Origin of the sequence: Chitinophaga sp. (assembly GCF_039596455.1) — a bacterium.
Taxonomy (GTDB): domain Bacteria; phylum Bacteroidota; class Bacteroidia; order Chitinophagales; family Chitinophagaceae; genus Chitinophaga.
The window spans coordinates 280,335-300,951 of the sequence record NZ_JBCNJR010000004.1; the positions used below are offsets into that span (position 1 = coordinate 280,335).

The 20,617-nt window shown below is 55.6% G+C and carries 14 protein-coding genes; 9 read left to right on the plus strand and 5 right to left on the minus strand.

Annotated elements, in window-relative coordinates; genetic code table 11:
- The first annotated feature begins 77 nt into the window (after window positions 1-77).
- The 8 genes from ABDW36_RS15975 (at window position 78) to fucP (ending at window position 9,826) form a co-directional block, all read left to right on the plus strand.
- Complete coding sequence (locus ABDW36_RS15975; RefSeq protein WP_343702923.1) at window positions 78-1,103, plus strand: substrate-binding domain-containing protein; 1,026 nt, start codon at window positions 78-80, stop codon at window positions 1,101-1,103.
- 145 nt (window positions 1,104-1,248) lie between these two features.
- Window positions 1,249-2,385 (plus strand): glycoside hydrolase family 172 protein, encoded by a 1,137-nt coding sequence (locus tag ABDW36_RS15980; protein ID WP_343702924.1) that lies wholly within the window; start codon window positions 1,249-1,251, stop codon window positions 2,383-2,385.
- A gap of 21 nt (window positions 2,386-2,406) precedes the next feature.
- Window positions 2,407-3,954 carry an aldehyde dehydrogenase (NADP(+)) gene (locus ABDW36_RS15985; protein WP_343702925.1) on the plus strand — a complete coding sequence of 516 codons (1,548 nt, stop codon included), beginning with the start codon at window positions 2,407-2,409 and terminating at the stop codon, window positions 3,952-3,954.
- A gap of 41 nt (window positions 3,955-3,995) precedes the next feature.
- The gene (locus ABDW36_RS15990; protein ID WP_343702926.1) at window positions 3,996-4,775 is read left to right on the plus strand and encodes an SDR family oxidoreductase; all 780 of its coding nucleotides are present in this window, start codon (window positions 3,996-3,998) and stop codon (window positions 4,773-4,775) included.
- 24 nt (window positions 4,776-4,799) lie between these two features.
- Entirely contained in the window at window positions 4,800-6,401 is a 1,602-nt protein-coding gene (locus ABDW36_RS15995) for an altronate dehydratase family protein (RefSeq protein ID WP_343702927.1), read from the plus strand.
- Window positions 6,402-6,421: 20 nt separating this feature from the next.
- On the plus strand, window positions 6,422-7,642 hold the full coding sequence (locus ABDW36_RS16000; protein ID WP_343702928.1) for a DUF6786 family protein: 1,221 nt from the start codon (window positions 6,422-6,424) through the stop codon (window positions 7,640-7,642).
- Between the two features lie 6 nt (window positions 7,643-7,648).
- Entirely contained in the window at window positions 7,649-8,506 is an 858-nt protein-coding gene (locus ABDW36_RS16005; RefSeq protein ID WP_343702929.1) for a fumarylacetoacetate hydrolase family protein, read from the plus strand.
- Window positions 8,507-8,527: 21 nt separating this feature from the next.
- Complete coding sequence (fucP, locus tag ABDW36_RS16010; protein WP_343702930.1) at window positions 8,528-9,826, plus strand: L-fucose:H+ symporter permease; 1,299 nt, start codon at window positions 8,528-8,530, stop codon at window positions 9,824-9,826.
- Here the strand turns inward: fucP and ABDW36_RS16015 are convergent.
- The 4 genes from ABDW36_RS16015 to ABDW36_RS16030 all read right to left on the minus strand — a co-directional run bounded on the left by ABDW36_RS16015 (window position 9,821) and on the right by ABDW36_RS16030 (window position 18,432).
- Window positions 9,821-10,840: a hypothetical protein gene (locus ABDW36_RS16015; RefSeq protein WP_343702931.1), complete on the minus strand. Its 1,020-nt coding sequence runs from the start codon at window positions 10,838-10,840 to the stop codon at window positions 9,821-9,823. The two genes, fucP and ABDW36_RS16015, sit on opposite strands and share 6 nt — an antisense overlap.
- Before the next feature lie 17 nt (window positions 10,841-10,857).
- Window positions 10,858-12,633: a RagB/SusD family nutrient uptake outer membrane protein gene (locus tag ABDW36_RS16020; RefSeq protein WP_343702932.1), complete on the minus strand. Its 1,776-nt coding sequence runs from the start codon at window positions 12,631-12,633 to the stop codon at window positions 10,858-10,860.
- 20 nt (window positions 12,634-12,653) lie between these two features.
- Window positions 12,654-15,725, minus strand: a complete 3,072-nt coding sequence (locus ABDW36_RS16025; RefSeq protein ID WP_343702933.1) for a TonB-dependent receptor — start codon at window positions 15,723-15,725, stop codon at window positions 12,654-12,656.
- A 109-nt stretch (window positions 15,726-15,834) separates the two neighbouring features.
- Entirely contained in the window at window positions 15,835-18,432 is a 2,598-nt protein-coding gene (locus tag ABDW36_RS16030) for a GH116 family glycosyl hydrolase (protein ID WP_343702934.1), read from the minus strand.
- Between the two features lie 511 nt (window positions 18,433-18,943).
- Here ABDW36_RS16030 and ABDW36_RS16035 point away from each other — a divergent pair.
- Window positions 18,944-19,507, plus strand: a complete 564-nt coding sequence (locus tag ABDW36_RS16035; protein WP_343702935.1) for a hypothetical protein — start codon at window positions 18,944-18,946, stop codon at window positions 19,505-19,507.
- Between the two features lie 43 nt (window positions 19,508-19,550).
- Here ABDW36_RS16035 and ABDW36_RS16040 read toward each other — a convergent pair whose 3' ends face one another.
- Entirely contained in the window at window positions 19,551-20,543 is a 993-nt protein-coding gene (locus ABDW36_RS16040; RefSeq protein WP_343702936.1) for an AraC family transcriptional regulator, read from the minus strand.
- Window positions 20,544-20,617: the final 74 nt, after the last annotated feature.

The following is a 20,617-nucleotide window of genomic DNA, read 5'->3' on the forward strand; positions in this document are numbered from 1 at the left end:
CCCCATGCCGCCGGGCGGGAAAAATTATTTCCAGCCAAAAACTTGTTTACTTAAACGTTTAAGCATATTTTTAATCCATGAAGAAAAAAACCTCGCTGAAAGATATTGCCCAGGAGGCCGGTGTGTCCACGGCGCTGGTTTCTTATGTATTGACCAACAAGGAAGAGAAAGCGAGGGTGGGCCAGGAAATGGCGAAAAAGATCCGGAAAATAGCCAGCAGGCTCAACTATCAGCCCAATCACATTGCCCGCAGCCTCAAAAGCGGCCGGTCAGACACCATCGGGCTGATAGTGGCAGACATTTCCAACCCTTTCTTCGGCAACATTGCCCGCACTATTGAAGACGAGGCCAAGCGGAACAACTACACCGTGATCTTCGGCAGCTCTGACGAGAACCTGGAGAAGTCAGGAGACCTCATCAACGTACTGCTGAACCGGCAGGTAGACGGGCTCATCCTCATCCCTACGGAAGGCTCCGAGCAGCAGATCAAACAATTGCAGAAGCAGCCGGTGCCTTTTGTACTGATAGACCGTTATTTTCCGCAGATACCCGTGAGCCAGATCGGCATCAATAATTACCAGGCTTCTTATAATGCCATTGCCCACCTCGTGAAAACGGGCCGGCAACGCATTGGCATGATAGCCTATAAAACCGCACTGTATCATATCAACGAGCGCAAACGCGGGTATACCGAAGCGCTGGCCCGCCACAGCCAGCAGCCCAGCCTGATGAAGCTGGCCCGCTATTCGCACATCCGCGAAGAAACACGCCAGGCCATTGACCAGTTGCTGCAGGGCCGCAAACCGGCAGACGCCGTGTTTTTTGCCACCAACAGCCTTGCCATAGAAGGCCTTAAATATATCAACGAACTGGGAGTACGGGTGCCGGAAGACCTGGCCGTTGTAAGCTTTGACGAAAGTGAGGCCTTTGACCTCTACTACTCCCCCATCACCTTCATCAGGCAGCCCATCCTGGAAATGGGGAACGCCGCCGTGCGCCTGCTGCTGGAACATATCAAAGACGGTGATAAACCGGCTGAGAATGTCTGCATAGATACAGAACTGGTGATCAGGCAATCCAGCAACCGCCCGAAAAAGAAATGACAGCTTGATGATTGCCTCGTAGAGAACGGCATGGTGCGGCAATTGCCGGCAAAAACACAACGGCTTGTCATTCCACATATGAAGATCCCGTGACGCGAACTGCTTAATCGATAAAGCAACATAATACCACAAATCATAAAAACGTATGAAAAAACTGTTCCTGATCTCTCTGGCGGCCTGTATCAGCTGCGCCGCCCTGGCCCAGAAAGGTTTCAACGGGCTGGAAATGAACATGGGCAACCTTCACCGCCTGTCCGATGCCAAAACCCGTTCCATCAGTCCTGAAAACTTCACCGGCGAGCCCGGCAAAGGCGGCATGGCCACCCTCGAACAGGGCAATGCCCGCAATGCCGCCCGCGAGCTGGGGCAGGGCTGGAAAGTAAATCCCTACATCCACATTGAGCCGGGCAAAACGTTCACGCTGGCCGAAATTGAAGGCCCCGGCGCCATCCAGCACATCTGGATGACCCCTACCGGCAACTGGCGTTATTCCATTCTCCGCTTTTACTGGGACGATGAAACCACTCCTTCCGTAGAAGTACCGGTAGGCGATTTCTTCGGCATGGGCTGGGGAGAATATGCGCAGATGAACTCACTGGCCGTTACCGTGAACCCCGGCAGCGCCTTCAACTGCTACTGGACCATGCCCTTCCGCAAAAAGTGCAAGATCACCATGGAGAATATCAACACAGAACGCATGACCTTGTACTACCAGGTAGACTATACATTGACAGAGGTACCGGAAGACGCCGGGTATTTCCATGCGCAGTTCCGCCGCAACAATCCCGTGAAAGGCTCCGAATTCACGATGGTAGACGGCATTAAAGGGAAGGGCCAGTACGTGGGCACTTACATGGCCTGGGGCGTAAACAACAACGGCTGGTGGGGTGAAGGCGAGATCAAGTTCTTTATGGACGGAGATAACAAGTTCCCCACCATTTGCGGCACCGGTACGGAAGACTACTTCTGCGGTTCCTACAATTTTGACAGGAAAGGCCAGTACCAGGAGTTCAGCACACCCTATACCGGCCTGCACCAGGTGATACGGCCGGACGGGCTGTACAAGTCACAGCAGCGCTTCGGCATGTACCGCTGGCATGTCATGGACCCCGTACGTTTTGAGAAAGAACTGAAAATTACGATACAGGACCTGGGCTGGCGCAGCGGCGGGCGTTACCTGCCGCAGCAGTCAGACATCAGCAGCGTAGTGTTCTGGTACCAGCGGGAGCCGCATGCACCTTTCCCCAAGCTGCCGGTTAAAGACCTGCTGGAAGTTAACTAACCTTCAATCTTTTTTATGGCGATGAACGAGACAGGATCACAACTCATAGGCAATACCCGCAGCGCGGAAGGGCAGCAAACCTTCCACGCCTTTGACCCGCAGCAGCAGCAAACCCTGCCGCAGCCTTTCCGGGAAGCCACCCACAATGAAATAGACCGCGCGGTGCAACTGGCCGCCGCCGCATTTACGCTATACAAAAAAGTGCCCGCAGCACAGCGGGCGGCCTTCCTGCAAGCCATTGCGGAAAACACCACCGTCCTGGGAGACGAGCTGGTGAACACCGCCTCCGCGGAAAGCGGCCTGCCGCTGGCCCGGCTGCAGGGAGAACGTGACCGTACCACCGGGCAGCTGCGTTTATTTGCCGGCCTGCTCACGGAAGGTTCCTGGGTAAACGCGCGTATAGACGCGGGCACGCCGGACGTTCGGCAGATGCAGATCCCATTGGGCGTGACCGGTATTTTCGGCGCCAGCAATTTTCCCCTCGCCTTTTCAGTAGCCGGGGGAGATACGGCCGCCGCACTGGCCGCCGGCTGCACCGTGGTATTCAAAGCCCATCCCGCACACCCGCATACCTCCCACCTGGTAGCCACGGCCATACTGGCGGCCGCCAACAGCACAGGCATGCCGGAAGGCGTGTTTTCCCTGCTGCACGGCGCTTCCATTGAAACAGGGCAGCAGCTGGCCAAACATCCGCAATTGTCTGCCATTGCCTTTACCGGCTCCTTCAGGGGCGGCAAGGCACTATATGACACGGCTACACGAAGACCGGTACCTATTCCCGTATTTGCGGAAATGGGCAGCGTGAACCCGGTGTTTTTCCTGCCCGGCATCTTGCAGGAAAAAGGGGAAGCGCTGGCCGCGCAGTTCCTCCAGTCGCTCACCATGGGCGTGGGGCAATTCTGTACCAATCCCGGTTTATTTATTACACCCGGCAGCGGCAGCACCTTTGTAGACACCCTGCAAAAAAGCATTGCCGCCATGCCCGCCGGCTGCATGTTAACACCCGGCATACTGGACGCTTACCAGAAAGGCATCAGCCAGCTGCAGCAGGCAGGCGCGCAGGTATTGGGCAAAGCGCCGGAAGCGGCCCACCAGGCCTCTCCTTACCTGCTGCAGATCAGCGCGCAGCAGGCGCTGGATAACCCGGCCCTTTGCCACGAAGTGTTCGGGCCCTCTTCCCTCCACATCCGCGCGGAAAATAAAGAAGACCTGTACCGGCTGGCGCGTGGGCTGGAAGGCCAGCTGACAGCTACCATACACGGCACGGAAGAAGACCTGCGGCAACATGCGGAGCTGGTAGACATACTGCGCGAAAAAGCCGGCAGGATACTCATCAACGGTTTTCCTACAGGCGTGGCCGTTAACCACGCCATGGTGCACGGCGGCCCCTGGCCCGCCACCACGCCCGCCGCGGGCACCTCTGTTGGCAGTGCGGCCATTTACCGCTTCTGCCGGCCGGTATGCTACCAGGACTTTCCTGCCTACCTGCTGCCGCCGGAGCTCCGGAACGAAAATCCGCTGGGCATATGGCGGCTGCTGAACGGCCGGTTTTCCAAAGATGCGCTGTAGCGCATGTACCATCCACCATCAAAAAACACTCAAACAATTTTATGGACCTGGGTTTAAAAGACAAGATCATTATTGTGACAGGAGGCGCCAAAGGCATTGGAGCAGCCATTTCAGCGGTGCTGGCGGCGGAAGGCGCCTTCCCCGTCATTATTGGCAGAAACGAAGCAGACAACCTGCAACACCTGGCCCATATTGAAAAAGCCGGCGGCAAAGGCTGGCAGGTAACAGCAGAGCTGACGGAACCGGAAGCCTGTAAAGAGGCCGTAGCCGCCGTTGCGGTAAAATTCGGGAGAATAGAGGGGCTGGTGAACAACGCCGGCATTAATGACGGCGTAGGGCTGGAAGGCGGCTCGTACGAAGCCTTCATGCAATCCCTCCACCGCAACCTCGTACATTACTACCTGGTAGCCCAGCACGCGCTGCCTTACCTGAAAAAAAGCAAAGGGCCTATTGTGAACATCAGCTCCAAAACGGCGGAAACCGGCCAGGGCAACACCTCCGCCTACGCCGCCGCCAACGGCGGGCGTAACGGCCTTACCCGGGAGTGGGCTGTAGAGCTGCTGCCCTTCAGCATCCGCGTGAACGCTATTGTAGTAGCGGAATCATGGACGCCGTTATACGAATCCTGGATCAATACGTTTGACAACAAGGAAGAAAAGCTGGCCGGCATCCTGGCCGGCATACCGCTGGAAAAACGCATGACCACCCCGGAAGAAATTGCGAACATGGCGGCGTTCCTGCTGTCTTCCCGCTCCAGCCATACCACCGGGCAGCTGATACATGTAGACGGCGGTTATGTACACCTGGACAGGGCCCTGTAATCATCCACTCAACATTCAAACACCATGCGCCAACAGATCATCAAAATACACCCGAAAGACAATGTATGGGTAGCCTTGCAGGACATTCCCGCCGGCACCACCGCAGCAGGCATTACCGCCCTGCGGGACGTGCCGGCCAAACACAAGCTCACCGGTGAGGCCATTGCCGAAGGCGGCCACGTGATCATGTACGGTGTGCTGGTTGGCATTGCCAACGAAAACCTGCCTGCCGGGGAACTGGTAACCACCAAAAACATCCGCCACGCCTCCGGCAGCTTTGCCGTAAAAGAAGAAAGGCATACACAATGGGACGTGCCCGATGTCAGCCGCTGGGCCAACCGCACGTTTATGGGCTATCACCGTACAGACGGCCGCGTGGGCACCGGCAACTACTGGGTGATCATTCCCATGGTATTTTGCGAGAACCGCAACGTGCAAACGCTGCATAAAGTGCTCGTAAAAGAACTGGGATATGCCAGGCACAACCCTTACGAAACCATGCTGCAGCAATTGCTCCGCAATACAGACAGCACCGGGCAGCCCACGGTAAAGAGCAGGGCTTTTCCCAATATAGACGGCATCAAGCTGCTCAGCCATACCCTGGGCTGCGGCGGCACCAAAGACGATGCGCGCACGCTCTGTGGATTGCTGGCCGGTTACATCACCCATCCCAACGTGGCCGGCGCCACCGTGCTGAGCCTGGGCTGCCAGAACGCGCAGCTGGACATGCTGAAAGAAGAGATCGAAAAACGGGCGCCGGGCTTTGACAGAACCGTGATCTGCCTGGAGCAGCAAAAGATAGGGTCAGAAAAGGCACTGATGGAACAGGCGCTGCAGCTCACCTTTGAAGGACTGGTTAAAGCCAACAAACAGCAACGCCAGCCTGCGCCCTTGAGCAAGCTGATCATAGGCATGGAATGCGGCGGGTCTGACGGGTTCTCCGGCATTTCCGCCAACCCTGCCGTGGGCCGTGTGTCAGATATGGTGGTGGCATTGGGCGGCTCCGTGATACTCTCTGAATTTCCTGAACTGTGCGGCGTGGAGCAGGAGCTGAGCGACCGTTGCATCAACACGGAACTGGCCGCGCGGTACACACAGCTCATGCGGGAATATGCCAGCAGGGCCGAAGCAGTAGGTTCCGGTTTTGACTCCAACCCTTCCGCCGGCAACATCCGTGACGGGTTGATCACAGACGCTATCAAATCTGCCGGCGCAGCCAAAAAAGGCGGCTCCTCCCCTGTTACCGATGTGATAGACTACCCCGGCCGCGTGCAGCACCCCGGCCTGGCGCTGCTTTGCACACCCGGCAGCGATGTAGAGTCTACCACGGCGGAAGTGGGCGCAGGCGCCAACGTGGTACTGTTCACCACCGGGCTGGGCACGCCCACGGGCAACCCGGTAACACCGGTGCTCAAGCTGAGCACCAACACCCGCCTGGCCAACAAAATGCAAGACATCATAGATCTTGACACCGGCACCATCATCAGCGGAGAAGAGTCTATTGACGAAGTGGCCGCCCGCATTATGGAACTGGTGATTGAAACGGCCAGCGGCAACTACACCGCCAAAGCGCAATTGCTGGAACAAGACGATTTTATACCATGGAAAAGAGGCGTATCCCTGTAAATTATCTTAATACCATAGTTATGAAAATGAAAATCATTGCGGGCTGCCTGCTGGCAGGCACCATTGGCTGTAATGAGGCGGCACAGAAAAAAGACGCCAAACCTTCCACCTTCGGGGAAGACGTGGCCTTTCTGCAAAAGCACCTGCAGAACGTGGTAGTGCTCAGCGGCGGAGACAGCGCGCGCGTAGTGGTAACGGGAGATTACCAGGCACGTGTAATGACCAGCACCGCCGGTGGTGACGCCGGCAAAAGCTTCGGCTGGATCAATTATGACCTGGTAGCCTCCGGCCAGCTCAACCCGCACATCAACGCCTTCGGCGGTGAAGAACGTTTCTGGCTGGGGCCTGAAGGCGGGCAGTATTCCCTTTTCTTCCCGCCCGGCAAACCTTTTGATTTCGACCACTGGCAAACGCCGGGGCTGATAGATACCGCGCATTACGTGATACAATCCTCCTCCCCCACCGCCGTTACCTATCAATATGCCGGCCGCCTCATCAACTATTCCGGCACTCCCTTCCAGCTCAACATCAACCGCACCATCCGCCTGCTTGACCAGCAGGCCGTAACCGCCAAACTGGGCTTTGCCCTGCCGGAAGGCCTCCGCTACGTGGCCTATGAAACGGAAAACGTGCTCACCAATGCGGGAGACAGCGCCTGGCAGGAACAAAGCGGCCTCATCAGCATCTGGCTGCTGGGCATGTTCAAACCCTCTGACCAGACCGCAGTAGTAGCCCCGTTCCGCCATTTGCCCGATGCCCGCGCGCATATCACTGACGATTACTTCGGCAAGATTGCGCCGGAACGCCTTTCCATCAAAGACAGCCTGCTGCTTTTCCGGGCAGACGGCAAGGCGCGCGGCAAGCTGGGGCTTTCCCCGCTGGTAGCCAAACCAGGCGCCGGCAGCATAGACCTGGAAAACAATACGCTCACGGTATTGCTGTACGATGTGGCGCCCGCGGGCCGCTACGTCAATTCCAAATGGGAGCTGCAGAAGGAACCGTTCAGGGGAGACGCCGTGAACTGTTATAACGACGGGCCGCTGGCAGACGGCTCGCAGATGGGGCCTTTCTACGAAGTAGAATCCTCTTCAGACGCGCGTGCGCTCCAGCCCGGCGAATCCATCAACTACCGGCAGGCCACCCTGCATTTTGAAGGCAGCAGGGATGCGCTGCAAGCACTGGCGCAGCTCTTATGGCAACTGCCGCTGCAAGACGTGCAACAATTCCTCCAAACCAAATAACGATACATGAACACCATTCTTCTTTATAAAACCGAAGGTGCGCTGCTGGTTCACCACCAGCATCAATACTACTCCTTCCTCACAGACTGGAACAGCTTTGTGAACAGGAAAAACCTCTATCAATGCGTCATGGCAGACCTGCTGGGCAAGGCCCCGATGAACAAGACGGCTGCCGAAAAGATCATTGCCACGGGCCTGCAGCCGCCCATCGCCACGCAGGAAGTATGGGCCGCCGGCGTTACCTACTTCCGCAGCCGCACCGCGCGCATGGAAGAATCTGAAGACTCCGGCGGCGCTACTTTCTATGACAAGGTGTACGTAGCGGAGCGGCCTGAAATATTCTTCAAGGCCACGCCCCATCGCGTATCAGGCCACCGGCAAACGGTGTACATCCGCAAAGATTCTTCCTGGGACGTGCCCGAACCGGAGCTGACGCTTTTTGTCAGCAGCCACGGCACCATTGAAGGTTACACCGTGGGCAACGACATGAGCTCCCGCAGCATTGAAGGTGAAAACCCGCTCTACCTGCCGCAGGCAAAAGTGTATGAAAAATGCGCCGGGCTGGGGCCCTGCCTGCTGGTAACAGATGCGCCCATCCCGCCGGATACGCTGATCAAAATGGCCATTTACCGCGGAGAAGTGCAGCAGTATGCAGACCATGTGCCCATCAGCCAGATGAAGCGCAGCCACCAGGAGCTGGTAGATTTTCTCTTCCGCGGCTGCGCCTTTCCTGACGGGTGTTACCTGATGACCGGCACCTGCCTGGTACCGGAAAACAGTTTTACGCTGCAAGACGATGACCGGGTGGAGATCAGCATAGACCACATCGGCACGCTGGTGAACCATGTAGCCACATTGCATTAGCCATTCTCAAACACCTCCTTTATGGATTCCACAATTGAAATGAAAAACGATACGCTGGCTCCCGCAAAGCGCAACGGCGCGGTAAAGATCACCTTCGTGCTGGTGATCAGCCTGTTCTTTTTATGGGCGTTGACCGGCAACCTCATACCCGTGCTGATACCGCACCTGCGCAAAGCCTGCCAGCTCAACGATTTCCAGTCTGCCTTCATAGACTCCGCCTACTGGGTGAGCTATTTCTTTTTTGCGCTGCCCGCAGCCTGGGTGATGCGTAAATGGAGTTATAAAACGGGCATCATCACCGGCTTGCTGATAGCGGCGGCCGGCGCCCTGTTATTTTTTCCCGCAGCAGAGATGCGCTCTTTCGGCCTGTTCCTCTTTGCGCTGTTCCTGGTAGCGGCAGGCATGACCTTCCTGGAAACCGCCGCCAACCCGTACATTACCGTGATGGGCCCCAAAGAAACTTCTGTACAGCGCCTCAACTTTGCGCAGGCCTTTAACGGTTTGGGCGCCTTTGTGGCGGCCTTTTTTTTGAGCAAGGTGATCTTGTCCGGCAAGGAATATTCACCGGAACAATTAAGCGCCATGAGCCCTGACGCGCTCAACAATTACCTGCTGTCTGAAGCCCGCTCCGTACAGGCGCCCTACCTGGCCATTGCCGGCGTGCTGCTGGTGGTGGCGCTGGTTTTCAGGCTGGTGCATTTCCCGAAGGTGCAGGAAGAGCATGGCAGCGGCTTCAGCCTCAACCTGCGCGTGTTCCGCCACACCCACTTCCGCTGGGGCGTTATTGCGCAGTTTGCCTACGTAGGCGCACAGGTATGCATTTCCAGCTTCTTTATCCGCTACGCGGGCTTCAGCGCCGGCATGCCGGAAATGGAAGCTACTACCTTCCTGGGCATGCTGCTGCTTTGTTTTATGGTGGGCCGCTATGCCGGCACCTTCCTCATGCAGCGTACATCTCCCCGCCTGCTGCTGCTGGCCTACAGCGTGGCATGCGTACTGCTGCTGGCATATTGTGTATTGCAGGGCGGCCTGGCGGGTGTGTACTTTTTGCTGCTGGTGGAGTTCTTCATGTCTATCATGTTCCCCACTATTTTCTCTATGGCCATTAAAGACCTGGGGAATGAAACGAAAACAGGTTCCGCTTTTCTTGTAATGTCTATTGTAGGCGGCGCGCTGGTGCCGCTGGGGCTGGGCGCAGTAGCTTATTATTACAATGTGCAGCTGGCATATGCGGTGCCGCTGGTCTGCTTTGCGGTAGTAGCCTACTATGCATGGCGGCACGCACTGCCGGCCCCGGCAACAGAACTGCCTTCCTCATAAGGGGGAAAACAGTTCTGCTGCCGTTTTACGGCTAAGGCCAAAATAAAAGCGCTGGCCGGGCACATATTTTTCGCGCAGTTCAAAATTCTCAAAGGAAGGGCCGCCGGGTATGGCAATATAGTGCTCCACATTTCTGCTGCCGCCGCTCCAATACCTTGCCCGGCCATTTACACGCACCTGCAGGGAAGGCTGCAGCTGTTCCTTTTCTTTCCGCCAGTATTGGCTCAACATGTAGAACGGCCGGTAGCGCCAGTTCCACCGTTTCATATAAGCTTCTTCCTGCGGCCATGCGGCCAGCTCGGCAAATGTTTCATCTGGCGTGGCTATTACCAGCAGGTCACCGTTGGCATGGCGGAGCATCTGTGCGGCAGGGTAAGGCTTTTTCTCGATGAAGTCTATGCCGTTATAACCTTCGTACAGGCGGCGGGAGCTGATGACCGTGTCTTTCAGGTGCAGCCTTCTCAACCGCGAGTAATTGCCCATGGTGGCGGTAATGCCGCAACGGTCCATCGGCGCGCTGCCGGCGTGATGATATACTTCGATGCACAGCTCTTCAGGGCGGTTTTTATAGATGGTGATTTTCAGGTAAGGATGCGCGCCATTGGCAAACTTTTCCATCTGGAGGTAAAAGCCGATGCTGTCTGCCGTATGAAAGGTATCCGTTACCCACATCAGCTTGCCCCATTTCCCGTCTGACGCAGAGGGCGAAATTTCACTGAACTCTATTTTCCCGTTTACAACAGGCTCTACCGCCATGTAGTTAATGTGGTACACCAGCCCCATATATTCATAGCCGATGCGCAGCAAGCCGCGCGGCCCGCCGTTGGCGCCCTGCTTCAGGTTCTCGATGGCGCCCGGCCAAAGGCCCACCACCATGCCGTTGCGGATGCCCCACATGGTGCTGTCGCGGCGCAGCCACTGCGCCTGCGTGGCGCTGGCAGTGCAAAGCAGCAGGGCCAGCAGTAAATATTTGCGCACGGGTGAGGCCACCCGTGCGCGGAAGTTGTTATGCATATTGTTTCTTTTGTACGTTACCACCCCGGGTTCTGCACCAGGTTGTTGTTCTTGTTGATCTCTTCCTGCTGAATAGGCCATAAATAATGTTTCGGGGCAATGAACACCCGTTTTTCCACCACCGTTCTTTTGTAGAAGTTATTATCATTCAACGCCGTTCCCGCGCCGATGTTCATGCCGTGGATCTCTTTACTGTCAATAGCCGCCGCTATTTTCCAGCGGCGCGTATCAAAGTACCGGTGCGTTTCAAAGGCCAGCTCTATGCGCCGCTCATGGCGTATCTTTTCCCGCATGGCATCCTGCGTGAGCCCGGCGGGCAAGCCCGGCAGGCCGGAGCGGTCACGTACCAGGTTGATGTACTTGTATACGTCTGCCACGGGGCCGTCCATTTCATTCAGCGCTTCTGCATAATCAAGATACAATTCTCCCAGCCGGTAATAAATAAAAGTGTTGAGCGAAAACCTGTTCTGGAAGATATCGGAAGTAGGGTTCACCATTTTTTTCATCAGGTAGCCGGTGATGCAATAATCCGACCCGGCGCGTTTACGCCCGTCCAGCCCTTCAAACCAGAACTGTATGCCCCTCCCCTTCCAGATGGCGCCGTTAAAATTGATACTGGCATAGAAGCGCGGCTCACGGCCTACGTACATGTTACGCACACCCGCGGGGTAATAGTCTTGCGGGTGTTTGGCCGCCGCATACCCGGTTTCAACATACCCTGAAGCCGGGTTGATAACGGGAGACCCGTCTGCGTTATAGCCGGTGATAGGGCGTTCCCCGTTGGCCATTTCATAATCATCTACCAGCTCCTGCGTGGGACAGAAAATAGAAAAGCCGCCGAAGCCGATGGGATTGCTGCAGCGCTCAAAATGCGAGTGCTCCCCGGCATTGCGGGCAAACAGCACTTCCACGTTGTTGCGCTCTATGAACACTTCCTGGTAGTTGCGCACGGGGTCGTTGCCGGCAGAGCGGTACAGGCGGTAGCCGTTAGCTTCTGCGCCGTCTATACATGCTTTGGCCGCCACGGCGGCCTTTCTCCACCGTTCTTTATCAAAAGCGGGGAAGAGCTGTACGCCTTCCTTGTCTTTGATGTTGGTATAGTCAGGGTTGCCGTTCCACAATGGACTGGCCATGTACAGCAGCGCCTGCGCTTTCAACGCCATGGCTGCCGGTTTGGTAATTCGGCCCAGTTGGTCTGCCCCTACGCGCCAGTCCAGCAGGGGTACAGCTTTATCACACTCCGCGGCAATGAAATCGATCACCTTGTCTACCGGCTGGCGGCGGATGACGGAGTAGTCTTCGCTCAGCGCGTAGGGATGGTCTGCAATGGGAATGGCGCCGTAAATGCGGGCCAGCATGAAGTGATAGAATGCGCGCAGAAAGGTGGCCTCCCCTATCCACCGTTTCTTTTCGGCTTCGTCCATCGGCACCTGTTCTACGTTAGCCAGGAAAATATTGGTTTTCCGGATGCCTTCGTACATAAATCCCCAGATGTCAGGATAATAATCGTTGGCGCTCCAGGCGCCGGAGTTGAGCAGGTGGGAGTACGCGCCCAGGAAGGTGATCTCCATCTCGTCACTGGCCCCGGTGTAGGGATTTCGCTGGTCCCAGTCTGCCGCGCCCAGCATCACGGGAATGTTGTGGTAGGCGGAAGAAAGGAAAGACTCCGCGAATTTTCTTTCCGAAAATACCTTTTTGATATCAAGGTCTTCGTCAGGCGCCTTTTTCAGATAGTCTTTGGTGCATGAGGCCGTGAATAACAGTATGGCGGTAAAAACAAGCAGCTTGTTCATCTTGTAAGTTTAAAGGTGTTTTAAAATGATAACTGTGCGCCGAAGTTGATGCTACGTTGCAGCGGGTAGCCGCCGGTGCCGTAGTTGGATTCCGGGTCTATCACTTTTATTTTATCCCAGGTAACCAGGTTATACCCGTTGATGAACAGGCGGATATCATCCAGCCCGTGTTTTTTCAGGGCGGCAACTTTGAAGTTGTACGCTATCTCCGCGCTTTTCAGCCGCAGGTAGCTGGCATCCTGCAGAAAGAGCGTAGACGTTCTGTTGTTGTTCGGGTTCTGGTAGGGCGATACGCGGGGGTATTTGGCCTGCTGGTTAGCGGGCGTCCAGCGGTTGTCGTAATACTCCCGCAGGATGCTGTAGGTGCCCAGCCCCATCTGGAAAGCGTACATAGAAGGCCCGTCTACGAACAGGCTGGCCCTGGCCGCGCCGGTAAAGAACACGCTCAGCTCAAAGCCCTTGTAGCCGAAGCTGGCGCCGGCGCCGTATACCATTTGCGGCGTGCGGGGGTAGCCGATGGGCACGCGGTCATAATCGTCTACTACCCCGTCATTGTTGTAATCCTGGTACTTGATATCTCCCGGTTTCACCTGGTCCATGAATTTCTGCTGGGGACTGCGGTCTATGTCCGCCTGGTCTTTGAAGAAACCCAGGGCTATCAGCCCCATGGGCTGGTCTATGGGGAGGTCTACGAACGACTGGTAGGCATATTTCGGTGTAGGGTCGTCGTTTTGCGTGCAGATGCTTTTGGCGTAGGTGAAGGTGCCGCGGAAGTTGTAATAGAAGCCTCCGCGCGTGGTATGCTTCACTTCCAGCATAGCGTCCAGCCCGGTGTTTTCCGCCTTGCCCAGGTTGGCGTAGGGCAACGTCCAGGGGTAGTAGCCGGTTACGCGGGGAATGACGCCACGTTGTATCATAATGCCGTCACGCTGCTCCCTGAACCCGTCTACCTGCAGGTTCACCTTGCCATTGAACAGCTCCAGGTCAAACCCGATGTTTGATTTGGTGGCCACCTCCCAGGTTACGTCATCATTACCGATCTGCGCTTCTTCAAAGCCCTGGTAGAAACGCTGGTTGTCCCCGAAGAAATAAGACTGCCCGGAGCGGTTAATGGTAGTCAGGAAAAGGAACCGCCGGTTTGCGATCACCTTGTCATTGCCCACCTGGCCGTAAGAGCCCCTGATCTTGAGGTTGGAGATGGCGCTGACATTCCAGAAATTTTCGTTGCTGATGATCCAGCCGGCGGAGATGGATGGAAAAAAGCCGTACTGCTTGCCTTCGGGGAAGTTTTCGGAACCGTTGTAGCCCGCGTTCACCTCAGCCAGGTAGCGGTTATCGAAGTTATACGTGATACGCCCGGCCAGGCCCTGGTTGCGGTAAGGCAGGTTGTTGATGGGCACGCCCGCGGTGAGGTCTATGTTTTCCCGGCGGTTGCCCAGTATCATGCCCGTAACGGTATTTTTTCCAAAAGCCCGGTTGTAGTTCACCGCCAGCTCTGTATAATAGGTGCGGCTGGCCTGGTTGTTCAGCTTGTATTGCATCGGCTGTTCCTCGCGGATAATGGCGTATTTGCCGTTGCCGTCAGCATCTTCCGTGTACTGTTTGATGGCGTATGGTTTGATGCGGTCTGTAGAAGCGGCGTAATGATGATCATAAGAAAAGAGACCGCGTACAGACAAGCCTTTTGTGACCAGTGAAGACAGGTCCCATCTACCGCCGAAGGTGCCCTGCAGCGTATTCCTGTCTTGCCGCGTATAACCTGCCTGTGTTACCAGCCCCCAGGGGTTGTCTTGCAGGTAGGAGGTAGAGGCGCCGGCAACAGACCCGTCAGGGTTCAGTTTGGGGTAATTGATGGGAGAGGTCACTTTCAATGCGTCAAAAATACGCGGGGCGGGCGTACCCGGGTAGTTCCCTTTCTGAATGATACCGCCAATGCCCAGCTCCAGGCTGATGGATTTGGACACGTTGATGTCTACATTGGAGCGGAAGTTGTAGCGCTTCATCTGCGCGTTCGTTTTGTAAGGGTTGTTGGGGTCTTGTTTATAAATGCCGTTCAGTATGGTATACCCCACGTTCGTATAATATTTGACTATTTCATTGCCGCCTGATACGCTGAGGTTGTTGATGGTCTGGTAAGTATTTTCCTTCAGCACCGCGTCCGTCCAGTTTACATCCGGGTAGATGAAGGGGTCTGACTGATCGCGGAACTTGCGCAGCTCGTCTTCCGTATAGCGCGCCGGCTGCCCGTTGTTGGTGAGCGCTTCATTGATCAGCCCGGCATATTCCCGGCCGTTGATATATTTTGGCAGCCGCATGGCTTGCAGGGAGGCGTGCTCCGTGCGGAACACCACGCGCGGCCTGCCCGTGGCGCCTCTTTTGGTGGTGATGAGAATAACGCCGTTAGCCCCTCTTACGCCGTACACCGCGGTGGCGGAAGCGTCTTTTAGAATGGAGAAACTCTCTATTTCCTGCGTGTTGATGTTGTTGATATCCCGCTCCACGCCGTCTACCAATATCAGCGGCGCCCTGTTGGCCCAGGTGCCGAAGCCGCGGATGAACACGGCCGCACCGTCATACCCCGGCTCACCGGAGCTTTGGCGGGTAATGATGCCCGGCATGCTGCCTGCCAGCGCATTGGAGAGTGAAGGCGTGGCAATACGCTGCAGATTGGCCACCGGCACGCTGGAAATAGCGCCCGTTACCGTTGCCTTCTTTTGCTTGCCGAAACCTACCACCACTACATCTCCCAGCGTGCTGCTCTGCTGTTTCATGGCAATGTTGATGACCGCGTTAGTGCCCACCGTAATGGCCTGCGTTTCGTACCCTACGTAGGTAAACACCAGCATGGCATCGTTCCCCGACACCTTGATGGCGTAAGTGCCGTCCGGGTACGTAGTAGTGCCCACGGGAGAGCCCTGCACCACGATGGTCACTTCAGACAGAGGTTTGCCGTCTTCCGCGGACACCTTACCGGTGATGACCTTCTGGCCGTAACCGGCGGCCGTGAAGACGAAAAAGAAAAAGAAGCAGCTGATCCATTTTTTCCTGGACGTGCTTTGCTGGATGGGCATAAATTGCCGGCAACTTTTCATAAACGTGTTAATTTTTTTGTGGATAAGGTATTGCTTTAACGTTTAAGCAAATGGAATTTAAAATGCCGTGCTATTGATCTGGTTGAATGATGCTGTGGTGATGATGATATTATGCCAGGGGTGTTTCTTTTCCTGCAACGATGGTCCTTTTTACCGGGATGGAGCCCTGCACTACGTTCAGCGAAGGTTTGCCGTTGCGGAGGCTGACGGTGCCGAAGCCTTGCGCGGTGGCAATAAAGCTGGTGAAATCCCCTACCCTGGAATCTATGTACAGCGTACCGTCTACCGCGTCAAAACGCACGCCGGTGAGGCCCTGCAGCATGCCGTAGCTGCTCATGGCGCGGGCGTACCAATGGCCGCATTCATATTCATTGAAGGGGTTGCGGACGGAGCCGTCATACCGGTTGCGGCAGGCGCGCACAATGTCCAGCCCTTTTTCCACTTCGCCATGGAACATCAGGTGGGAAGCTACCTGGTACTCAATGCCCGTCCATACTTCGTTGCTGTATACAAAGGGTAAGGACAGCATGCCGCCTTTGGGCCATGAGCAAAGCAGCAGGCCGCCTTCATTGCCCAGCGCAAAAGTGGGGCGCTGCGGGTTGGCATGGGCGCTGAGGTCTTTTTTGAGATTGTATTTGTGTACGGCCAGCAGGTGGCTTTTGGCTTTGGCGGCGCTTACCGGCTCTTCCATACCGCATACGCGCGCTATCCAGGAGCCCAGTATGCCGTCTGACAGGCAGCCGCTGCCGTACTGGTATTTGGGGCCTTCTTTTTCCAGCAGGCGTTGCGCTTCCGCTGAATAGTGGGTGTGAAAAGACTGGGCCTTTACCGGATCTGGCGCGTTGAGGCCCGTCCACTGTATTTTCTGTATGAAATACTCCCCGTTGTACAGCTCCGTTTCGAGATACTGTTTCCCCTTCTGATACAGTGCAGTATAAGCGGTTACATCTTCTCCCAGGTGTTTGCCCATCAATGCCATGGCGTTGAGCGCGCCGAGGTAGAAGCTGGTACACATGCCGGTGGGGCCCCAGAACTCAATATCGTACGTGTTGTGATGCGGTTCTTCCACAATGCCTTTTTTATGCGGGTCCCAGGTGCGGATGCAATAATCCATACTGGTTTTCACCGCGGGATAAATGTTCTTCATCCAGTCATTATCCCCGCTGATGCGCCACTCCCGGTATACTTTCATGATGCCGCCCAGCTGCCCGTCTGCCGCAGAGTGGAAGTTGTGCACCAGCGGACTGATGGGAATGTTGGCCCGGAAACCCTGGTGGCCGTCTGCATTCTGGTTCTCTTTGAACTCCGTATTACGCAGGCTTCTTTCCAGCGCAGGGAACAGATGGGGCACGGCCTGCGCGTAGTTCCATACGTGCGTGCAGGAGCCGTGGCAGCTGCCCCAGTTATCGCCGCAACCTTCCCAGGTCCAGAAGCGGCCGTCATACTGCCGCATCACGGTGGCGGATTTCAGGATGGTGAGGTTGGCCGCCACAGCTTCCACTACTTCCGGCGGCAGGGTGCTTTTGTAGAAGGCATTCGTGAAGAGAAGCGTTTTTTTCTCCAGCGCATCATACTGGCTGTTCCAGTAGCTAACCACCTCCTGGATGTTCCTGAAGCGGCTGCTGTACCAGGGCCGGTGAAACTTTGGCTGCCCGGGATGATCTCCGGAGGCATCTTCCCCGATGCGCAGTTTGGAATCTGGCACGTACCAGGCCATCATGAGGCGCACAGTTTTCTGCTGCCCCGGTTTGAGGCTGAACGGGAGGAAGAGCGAAGCGCCCGGTGCATCTTTCTCTACCGGCGCATTGTCTTTCACCGCGCCGTCACGAATGGTGTTCCATACCATGGAGAGCGGGTCAAACCAGCCGCCCCTGAACCAGCAGTGGTCTGTTACCGTAGCATTGTCTGTGGTGAAGATGGCAAAGTGGCCCTGCTTTTCAGGCGCGTCTGCCACTGCTTCCTGCGAAAGGATAAAACCGTTTTTCAGCGCCTTGATATTGTTGAGCTGGTCTCCCTGCCGCATGAAGTTGCGGGCGTTGTAGGAGAACACGTATTCCTGCGTGGTGTTACCGGTATTGGTGAAGCGGTATTCCAGCGCGCCTACGGGCAGGCTGGCGTTATCTTCATCTCCCGGTGTGAACGGGCTCCAGCCTTTGATCTGTACCGCCAGCGGAATGGCCGGGTCTTTCAGCGAGATGTCCGCAAAAGGGAAACGCGCTTTGAACTCCGCTTCCCGGAACCGCGGCAGCCCCCAGGTAGCGCCACCCGTGCCGCCCAGGCCTGCATCACGCTGGCCGAACTTTTTCCATTCGGGAATGTTCTGCTCCAGCACCCTGGCCCCGCCCGGCATGCCTTTTATACTGATGGCCGCAAACATGGCCGGTTCAAAAAACATTTCAGGGTTATGGCGAACAGACATGTGGGAAATAGCGCCGGTACCTTCCAGGCAGAACATGCCCGCGCCAATGCCGCCAATGGGGAAAGCCACGCGGTTGATGTATTGGCCTTTGTACACGCCGTTGTAAGCGCGCGCACTGTTGGCAGCTGTTCCTGCTGCGCCTTCTTCGCCGGGCATTTCCCCGTCTTCCAAAATGTTCCGGGCGGCAGCGCCTGCATGCGCGGTCACTACTGCGGGCAGCGCGGTTGCGCCAATGGCGCCCAAGGTAAAGTTCTTCAGGAAGTCACGACGGTTCTTGCTTGATTTCATAGTTGAAAGAGGTGCTTGTTGATAGTAATAAAATGGTGAATCATCCACTCGTGGAATACTGATATGCCCCTTCGTTGTACGGCAAAAAATCTCCTCACCGGCCCTGGTCCTGCCGGTCTCTTTCATAACGCTTAAACGTTTAAGCAAAGGGGACTAAAAAAAGCAGCTTTCGCTTCGGGGATGAAAGTAGAATAATAAATTTTAGCATCCAAATTTTTTTTCCGTGTGCAGGGGGCTTCTGTTTAATACCATGCTTTCATGCTGATACTATTTTCGCCACCTTCTCTTTCGCTTCTCCTTCGCTTCACCTTCGCTTCACGTTCGCTTGAGGTACTATTCAGGGACAGGTTAATATAGTATATCTGCCTGCCGGGAGATTCGCCCTTTCGGTATACTTTTTCTACCTGCGGGAACATGCTGTTGTTTCAGCGCGCCGGAACTTTGTAACTGTTAACAATAAGTACTTAAAGTTGACCGAAACAATTTTTATTCACTTTTAAAAACAAATTTTATGAAACAATTTAACAATTCGATTATGAGAGGCGCAAGCGGCGCCCTTGGAGATGAGCTGGTATTTCGCCAACGTGCAGGCAAAACGGTGATCAGCAAGCCTGCAGCCTGGCGGCCAGACAATCCTACAGAAGATCAGGCAGACGTCAGGAACCGGTTCCAACTGGCTTCCCGTTATGCCAAGATCGTGCTCAGTAATGCTGCACTGAAGGCAGCCTACAAAAAGGCCGCAGATCCCGGCGTATCAGCTTTCAACAAAGCCATCGCCGATTATTTCACTCCGCCCGTTATCAGGGAAGCGGATGCGGCCAACTACTCCGGCTCTCCGGGGAGCACCATCAGGATACATGCCACAGACGACTTCCAGGTGCAGTCTGTGTATGTCACCATCACCAACGCCGCGGGCAACGTGGCAGAAGAAGGGCAGGCCGTACCTGTTCCCGGTGAAAAGGACATCTGGCTGTATACTGCCACTGCTTCCAATGCAGACCCGACGGGCGGCATGGTAAAAGTGCAGGTGAACGACCTGCCGGGCAATGCCACCGTACAGGAACTGGCGCTGTAGGCCGGTAACATTCCAGGCGCCGGAGGTACATGTACTCCGGCGCCTATTTTCTGTATGTGGCAGGCGTAATGCCCTCTGCGCGCCGGAACGCTCTTATGAAAGCGGAGGGAGTGCCGTAACCCGCTTCATACGCGATGTCTGTGATGGACAGCTCTGTTTCCCGCAGCAGTTTTTTTGCTTTTTCTATGCGGGCCTGAATGGTCAGTTCTCCCACGTTCCGCTGGTACAACATCTGGAACCCGGCCTGCAGTTTCTTCTTGTGCATGTTCACCATGCGTGCAATGTCTTCCAATGTCAGTTCCTCTCCTGCCTTTTCCAGCTGAAGCTCCCGCGCCCTGCGCACGGCCATTATATCTTCCGCGGAAAAGCTGAACCCGCCGGGCGCCGGGCGGTTATTGGTTTCATAACAATTCGCCACGTCTTCAATGTATAATGCCAGCAAATCAAGCATCCTGGCTTGCCGGCAGAGATCGCCCCGGCTGCCTTCCAGCTTGTTGTATAACAGCCGGGACAACATGTCAAGCAGCTGGTTGCTCATAACGGGTATGCAGGAGCAAAAAATGCTTTTCTCCCTGTCTTTGAACCTTGTCCAGACATCGAAGATCGCAAAGTACTCAAAGGCCAGCGGCTCAACCAGCTTGGTGTGCAGCTCTATCTGGACTATCACATGCTGGCCGGCCGCCATTTGTACGGCATGTTCACCCTTTGGCAAATGAAAAAGGGCATACTCGCATTCATAGAGATGGCTTTCCGGTTCTTTCTTCTTCATAAAAGACACCTTGCCTCTCACCATATGCAACAGCGATATGGATGACCGGTTTGCCAACAGCGTCAGCTGCTGCGGCCCGGAGAGCTCGAATACATGAAGATAGAGCTGGAAGCCGTGCCCGCTTACATGCTGCCAGGTAATGCTGCCGAAGCTGCCTTCTTCATGCTCGGCATAATCATCCGGCAGTAGCAGCTCGTTGCTGTGCGGGGGCGTCAGGGTAAACCGCCGGAAATCCGCGGGGTGATCGGGAACTAAAAAGTAATACATGGCCGGGGTTGTTTTGGTGCAACCCGCAAAATAAGGCTTCCGCCTCACGGCGGCCTTGATAAATATCAAGAAAT

What these genes read in the sequence shown, in the direction of transcription:
- ABDW36_RS15980 (WP_343702924.1), top strand. Translation starts at nt 1,249, where the DNA reads ATGAAAAAACTGTTCCTGATCTCTCTGGCGGCCTGTATCAGCTGCGCC.
- ABDW36_RS15990 (WP_343702926.1), top strand. Translation starts at nt 3,996, where the DNA reads ATGGACCTGGGTTTAAAAGACAAGATCATTATTGTGACAGGAGGCGCC.
- ABDW36_RS15995 (WP_343702927.1), top strand. Translation starts at nt 4,800, where the DNA reads ATGCGCCAACAGATCATCAAAATACACCCGAAAGACAATGTATGGGTA.
- ABDW36_RS16000 (WP_343702928.1), top strand. Translation starts at nt 6,422, where the DNA reads ATGAAAATGAAAATCATTGCGGGCTGCCTGCTGGCAGGCACCATTGGC.
- fucP (WP_343702930.1), top strand. Translation starts at nt 8,528, where the DNA reads ATGGATTCCACAATTGAAATGAAAAACGATACGCTGGCTCCCGCAAAG.
- ABDW36_RS16020 (WP_343702932.1), bottom strand. Translation starts at nt 12,633, where the DNA reads ATGAACAAGCTGCTTGTTTTTACCGCCATACTGTTATTCACGGCCTCA.
- ABDW36_RS16035 (WP_343702935.1), top strand. Translation starts at nt 18,944, where the DNA reads ATGAAACAATTTAACAATTCGATTATGAGAGGCGCAAGCGGCGCCCTT.
- ABDW36_RS16030 (WP_343702934.1), bottom strand. Translation starts at nt 18,432, where the DNA reads ATGAAATCAAGCAAGAACCGTCGTGACTTCCTGAAGAACTTTACCTTG.
- ABDW36_RS16025 (WP_343702933.1), bottom strand. Translation starts at nt 15,725, where the DNA reads ATGAAAAGTTGCCGGCAATTTATGCCCATCCAGCAAAGCACGTCCAGG.
- ABDW36_RS15975 (WP_343702923.1), top strand. Translation starts at nt 78, where the DNA reads ATGAAGAAAAAAACCTCGCTGAAAGATATTGCCCAGGAGGCCGGTGTG.
- ABDW36_RS16040 (WP_343702936.1), bottom strand. Translation starts at nt 20,543, where the DNA reads ATGTATTACTTTTTAGTTCCCGATCACCCCGCGGATTTCCGGCGGTTT.
- ABDW36_RS16005 (WP_343702929.1), top strand. Translation starts at nt 7,649, where the DNA reads ATGAACACCATTCTTCTTTATAAAACCGAAGGTGCGCTGCTGGTTCAC.
- ABDW36_RS16015 (WP_343702931.1), bottom strand. Translation starts at nt 10,840, where the DNA reads ATGCATAACAACTTCCGCGCACGGGTGGCCTCACCCGTGCGCAAATAT.
- ABDW36_RS15985 (WP_343702925.1), top strand. Translation starts at nt 2,407, where the DNA reads ATGAACGAGACAGGATCACAACTCATAGGCAATACCCGCAGCGCGGAA.